9 protein-coding genes are annotated in these 5,527 nt (G+C 70.8%); all 9 read right to left on the bottom strand.

The window, feature by feature from the left end; genetic code table 11:
* Positions 1-57: 57 nt before the first annotated feature.
* The gene (locus JGS39_RS35950) at positions 58-981 is read right to left on the bottom strand and encodes an LLM class F420-dependent oxidoreductase (protein ID WP_219573964.1); all 924 of its coding nucleotides are present in this window, start codon (positions 979-981) and stop codon (positions 58-60) included.
* A 44-nt stretch (positions 982-1,025) separates the two neighbouring features.
* On the bottom strand, positions 1,026-1,562 hold the full coding sequence (locus JGS39_RS35945) for a DUF6099 family protein (RefSeq protein ID WP_219573963.1): 537 nt from the start codon (positions 1,560-1,562) through the stop codon (positions 1,026-1,028).
* A gap of 125 nt (positions 1,563-1,687) precedes the next feature.
* On the bottom strand, positions 1,688-2,047 hold the full coding sequence (locus JGS39_RS35940) for a nucleotide pyrophosphohydrolase (RefSeq protein ID WP_219573962.1): 360 nt from the start codon (positions 2,045-2,047) through the stop codon (positions 1,688-1,690).
* A 143-nt stretch (positions 2,048-2,190) separates the two neighbouring features.
* Positions 2,191-2,610 carry a cell division protein SepF gene (locus JGS39_RS35935; RefSeq protein ID WP_219573961.1) on the bottom strand — a complete coding sequence of 140 codons (420 nt, stop codon included), beginning with the start codon at positions 2,608-2,610 and terminating at the stop codon, positions 2,191-2,193.
* Between the two features lie 83 nt (positions 2,611-2,693).
* Positions 2,694-3,956, bottom strand: a complete 1,263-nt coding sequence (locus JGS39_RS35930; protein WP_219573960.1) for a cytochrome P450 family protein — start codon at positions 3,954-3,956, stop codon at positions 2,694-2,696.
* The gene (locus tag JGS39_RS35925; protein ID WP_219573959.1) at positions 3,953-4,582 is read right to left on the bottom strand and encodes a GTP-binding protein; all 630 of its coding nucleotides are present in this window, start codon (positions 4,580-4,582) and stop codon (positions 3,953-3,955) included. The genes JGS39_RS35930 and JGS39_RS35925 overlap by 4 nt, the downstream gene beginning before the upstream one ends.
* Positions 4,560-4,913 carry a DUF742 domain-containing protein gene (locus tag JGS39_RS35920; RefSeq protein WP_148021392.1) on the bottom strand — a complete coding sequence of 118 codons (354 nt, stop codon included), beginning with the start codon at positions 4,911-4,913 and terminating at the stop codon, positions 4,560-4,562. The genes JGS39_RS35925 and JGS39_RS35920 overlap by 23 nt, the downstream gene beginning before the upstream one ends.
* A complete protein-coding gene (locus tag JGS39_RS35915; protein ID WP_219573958.1) occupies positions 4,910-5,335 on the bottom strand; it encodes a roadblock/LC7 domain-containing protein in 426 nt (141 codons plus the stop codon). Before JGS39_RS35915 ends, JGS39_RS35920 begins: the two co-directional genes overlap by 4 nt.
* Positions 5,332-5,527, bottom strand: a 196-nt coding sequence (locus JGS39_RS35910) for a hypothetical protein (RefSeq protein WP_219573957.1), incomplete at its 5' end; no start/stop codon positions are given. The genes JGS39_RS35910 and JGS39_RS35915, both read right to left, overlap by 4 nt.

Here is a 5,527-nt window from a genome sequence, read left to right as displayed (position 1 = left end):
CGCCCCGGCCGGGGCGGCGGGATCGCGGGCGGGTGACATCAGCGGCTCCTTGTTCCCTCAGTCGAGCTGTGACTGGACCTGCGACGAGATCAGCTCCAGGTGTTCCAGGTCGCGGAGGTCCAGCACCTGGAGGTAGATGCGCGACGCCCCGATCGCCCCGAACCGGCCGATCTTGTCGACGACCTCGGCGGGCGAGCCGGCCAGCCCGTTCGCCTTCAGTTCCGCCACGTCCCGTCCGATGACGGCGGCCCGGCGTGCCACCTCCGCGTCGTCCTTGCCGACGCAGACGACCAGGGCGTTGGAGTACACCAGATCGTCCGGCCCGCGGCCCGCCTCCGCGGCCGCCGCCCTGACCCGGCCGAACTGCTTCTCGCTGTCCTCCAGCGAGGCGAACGGAATGTTGAACTCGTCTGCGTACTGCGCGGCCAGCCGCGGCGTCCGCTTCGCACCGTGCCCGCCGATCAGCACCGGCACCTTGGCCTGCGCGGGCTTGGGCAGCGCGGGCGAGTCGGTGAGCTGGTAGTACGTACCGTCATAACTGAACGTCTTGCCGACCTCGGTGGCCCACAGGCCGGTGACGATCGCCAGTTGCTCCTCCAGCCGGCCGAACTTCTCCTTGGGGAAGGGGATGCCGTAGGCCTTGTGCTCCTGCTCGAACCAGCCGGCGCCCAGGCCCAGCTCGACGCGGCCGCCGGACATCTGGTCGACCTGCGCCACCTGGATGGCGAGCACTCCGGGAAGCCGGAACGTCCCCGCCGTCATCAGGGTGCCGAGGCGGATCCGCTTGGTCTCGCGCGCCAGCCCGGCCAGCGTGATCCACGCGTCCGTCGGGCCGGGAAGGCCGTCGCCCTGGCCCATGCGCAGATAGTGGTCGGACCGGTAGAAGGCATCAAAACCGAGGTCCTCGGCCGCCTTCGCGACGGTGAGCAGTGTGTCGTAGCTCGCCCCTTGCTGGGGCTCGGTGAAGATTCGAAGATCCATGCCTCCATCCTGCACCTCCGCACGCCTCGCCGGTGTTCGGACGCTCAGCCGACGTCGGCGGCCGGTCCCACCGGTCCGTGCAGCACGCCGTGCGGGCCGTCCCGCTCCCGGTCACGCTCCATATCCTCCCGGCGTTCGCGGTCCCGCTCGTCGAGCAGACGGAGCATGCCGTGCACCCGGTCCGTCGATTCGTCCGCGGCGTCGATCGCCTCCATGCACTGCCAGTACAGGCCCTGTTCATCGGTCTCGCACGCCACCCCGACCAGGGCTATCCCCACCTCCCCGAGCAGCGCGCCGAGACCGGTGAGGGACGCGCGCGGATCGGCGACCTCGGAGAGCTGCGCCGCCCGTGCCACACCCGCCCGGGCCGCCGGGTGCTCCAGTGCGCCGTTGCTCCGTCCGCCGATCTCGCTGAGGCCGCTCGCCTCGCCCCGTAACTCCTTGGGGCCGCTCGCCGCCAGCCGGCTCCCGATCGCCTGCGCCAGCGCTTGGGCCTGCCAGGCCTCGGCGATGATGTCCGGCGTGCCCCGGCTGTGCGCCAGTGCCCTCCGGATGACTGCTACAAGCCGCTCCGCTTCCATCCCGTGCCCCCGTTCGACGCGAAAACCCGCTCACCTCTTCCATTACCCACAGTGAGGGCGGTGGTACCGAAAGGCCAGGGGATTTCGGAAATCTGTGGACACGAAATCGAATGTGAACAACTTGATCACTCCGAAGAGTGACGGAGCGGGGGATCCGTCGGCTGCGGCACCGGAAAACGCTCCTCGTTCCGCTCGATCTTGGCCGCCAGAGCAGCCAACACATCGATGCCCAGCACCTCGCAGAACTGCAGCAGATAGGCGAGAACGTCGGCGACCTCGTCCGCCACCCTGGGCGCCGTCGCGGGGTCCTCCATCACCCGCGCCGACTGTTCCGGCGTCAGCCACTGGAAGATCTCGACGAGTTCGGCCGCCTCGACGCTCAGCGCCGAGGCGAGGTTCTTGGGGGTGTGGTGCTGCTCCCAGTCGCGTGCGGCCGCGAATGCGGCGAGCCGTTGCTGAAGCGCGTGTACGTCGAGTTCTGTCACGGCCCCAGGTCTACCACCGCCCCGCAGACGGGCAGGCGGGCAGACGGGCAGGCGGGCAGGCGGGCAGGGAAGGAGGGAGGGGACCGGGGGCCGCACCCGGTCACGGCGTACCGGATGCGTGGCGGCCCCGGCCGGCACGTCGCCTACGCCCCCGGTACGCCCGCCGCCGTCACACCCTCGACCTCCATGCCGACGGGAGACAGCAGGAAGACATTCCGGTCGACCCGGTGCATTCCGCTGCCCAGCCCGAAGACGACCCCGCTGGTGAAGTCCAGGATCCGCTTGGCCACATCGCTCTCGGCGCTGGTCAGGTCGAGGAGCACCGGAATCTGCGCGACCAGGTATTCCGCGACCTCGCGCGCATCCGCGAAGATCTGGACCCGCAGCACCACCATGCGCCGCTGCTCGGCGCTCTCCTGCTCGTCCGGGACCGAGCGGTGGTCCACCCGGGAGGGCCACTCGTTGCGACTGCGCAGCGGGACGACCTGGGCGAGACCCTCCCACTGCTCGTCCGTGACGTCGTATCTGTCGTACCTGCTCACCGGACCACCCCGTCTGTGCATCGGTTGGCGTTGCGCCGGCTGCGCTCACTGTTCATCGGGCAATTCTCTCGCCCCTCACCCGTTCGGCCTACCAGCGACACGGTTCAGGAGCCGATCGGAACCTCCGGCCGCCGGGCCGGCTCCCGGTCGGGGCCCACGGACACGAGGGTGTCCAGAGGGGTGAAACGTACCGGAAGATGCACCAGCGCGCGGTGGAACGGCCCCGGTCGCCAGAGCAGTTCACTCACCGGAACAGTCAGTTCCGCATCGCACAGCTGGCTGGTGAGCTGCTCGATCGCGGTCATCGCGATGAGCAGGGCCGGCTGCTTGGCGGGGCACCGGTGGGGGCCGGCCGACCAGGCCAGATGGGCGCTGCCCCCCGACCTCACCCCGGTGTCCGAAGTGGCAGGTCGGGACTGGGTGTTGGCAGCGCCGAAGGAGACCAGGACGAGCTGTCCCGCACGCAGCCGGACCCCGTGGAACTCGGTGTCGTGGCGCGGGTAGTGCGCCGCCAGATTGGCGATCGGCGGATCCTGCCACAGGACCTCGTTGATGGCCTCGTGGGCGGTCATCGCACCCCCGTGAAGCGATCCCGCGTAGCGCTCGTCGGTGAGCATGTGCAGGGTCGCGTTGCCGATCAGGTTGGTCTCGGGGTCGTGGCCCGCGCTCATGAGCAACGTGATCTGACGCACAGTCTCGTCGTTGTCCAGGCGCGCCGGATGTGCGAGGAAGTACGAGGTGAGGTCGCGCCGCGGCCGGGCGCGCCGGTCGGCGACGAGACGGGTGACGACGTCGACGAGGTCGGCGTACGCGGCGGCGGCGCCCTGAGCCGAGTTCATCATGCCGCCGATGCCGTCGACGATCCGGTCGCCGTCCGCGGGATCGACGCCGAACCAGGTGACGAAGACGTGCAGCGGGAGCAGCCGGGCGTACTGGGCGATGAGGTCGCCGCTGCCGGTTGTGGCGAACTCGGCGATGAGCTGCTGGGCGACCCCGGCCACCTGGGCCCGCAGGATGTGCGGCTCGATCAGGGCCAGGGTGTCGTTGATGGCGTCGCGGTAACGGGCGTGCTCGGCGCCGTCGCTGAACAGCGCGGTGGGACGGTGCCCGAGCACGGGCAGCACCGGGGAGTCCGAGGGGACCGTCGCCTGCCAGGCGCGGGGGTCCTTGCTGAAGGTGTGGGTGTCGCGGAGCAGGTCGACGGCCGCCTGGTAGTCGGTGACGAGCATCGCCTCGATGCCGGGGGCGATCCGGACCGGTGCGAGCGGGCCGTGCTCCCGCAGGGTGCGGTAGTGGCCGTGCGGGTCGGCCGCGAAGTCGGGGCCGTACAGCGCGAGGGGCTGCGGCGGCTGCGGATGCGATGTCATGACGGGTCCTCGGGCTGCGGGTCCTCGGGCTGCGGCAGGCGGGTCAGCACGTGCTCGGCCAGCGCGATCAGGGCGTCGATGCTGCCGCGTCGCTCCCTCGCGTCGCACTGGACCAGCGGGGTCCCGGCGTCCAGGTCGAGGTGTGCGCGCAGGACCTCGTCGCTGTGGGCCGGGGCGTCGGGGAAGCGGTTGACCGCGACGGCGTACGGCAGCCCCTGCTCCTCGACCATGTCCATCACGGCGAAGGAGTCGGCGAGCCTGCGGGTGTCCACCAGGACGAGCGCGCCCAGCGCCCCGCGCGCGATGTCCTCCCACAGCGGCAGGAAGCGGTCCTGTCCGGGCGTACCGAACATGTACAGCACGAGATCGTCCAGGACGGTGAGGCGTCCGAAGTCGATGGCGACCGTGGTCGTGGTCTTCTCGGGAAGCCCGGCGGTGTCGTCGAGCAGGGTGCTGGACTGGGTCATCGCCTCTTCGGTGTGGAGCGTGGGGATTTCCGAGAGAGTGCGGATCAGGGTCGTCTTGCCCACGCCGAAGGGACCCGTGACGACGAGTTTCATCAGGGTCCGGGCCGCAGCCGGCAGATAGCCGACGTCCGTCCGGTCAGTGGAGGGAGCGGAGTCCAACGAGCAGCCTCTCGACGAGCGACCGGTCGATCTCCCCGGCACTGGGTATCGGCGGTCGCGTGAGCAGAAGTCCGGCGGCCGCGAGATCCGTGGCCAGGAATACGGTGGCGCTGACCGGCAGGTCCAGATGGGCCGCGCACTCGACGACGGTGAGGGCGCCCGGCTCCAGCAGTTCGCACAGCCTGCGCTGCTCCGAGCCGGTGTCCTGCGGCAGGGCCTCCTCGGTGCGCACGAGCACGGCGAGCCGGTCGAGCGCGGGGCCGGTGGGCCGGGACCGGCCCCCGGTGACGAGGTAGGCGGGGATCAGACGGCGTCCTGGGCCGGCGGTCATGGCCGGGCGGCGGTGTCCGGTTGGCGGGACGGGGCGTGCATCGCCCGCGTCAGCGCGGTGACCTGCACCTGCATCTGGTAGGCGATGTCCCCGAGTTTGGCGCCCGGTTCGGCGAACAGGGCGAGCGTGGTGTTCTTCCCCGCCGGTACGACGATGGCGAAGCCCAGGTCCGACTCGACTACGGTCTGGGCCAGTTGCGGGGCCTCGACGTTGGTGAAGGCCGTGGTGAAGGCGCGGGCCGCGGCGTGCAGCGTGGCCGTCATGGCGGCGACCCGTTCGCCGGAGGCCCGGTCGAGTCCGGGCGAGGCGCCCTCGACGAGGCCGTCGCCGGTGGCGACCACGGCGTGCTGGACTCCGGGCAGTTCCAGCAGCGGGGTCAGCACCCATGCGAGGTCACCGGTGCTGGGGCTGGGGGCGCTCACTTCTCGTCGTCTCCTTGGTCGTCCTGGTCGCCCAGGTGGTCGTGGTCGTCCGCATCCGGTGCGGGGACCCGCCCGGCGACGCTCCTGCCGATCAGGGTGCCCTGCTGGAGTGCCGCCCAGGAAGACTCCGCCTGCTCGGGTGTACGGGACACCTGTCCGGCGGCCGGGGCGGCGGACAGGTGTCCCGTACAC

The organism is Streptomyces poriferorum (assembly GCF_019399235.1).
GTDB classification, from domain to species: domain Bacteria; phylum Actinomycetota; class Actinomycetes; order Streptomycetales; family Streptomycetaceae; genus Streptomyces; species Streptomyces poriferorum.
The sequence above is the reverse complement of the archived record's forward strand: the minus strand, read 5'-3'. Positions and strand labels throughout refer to the sequence as shown.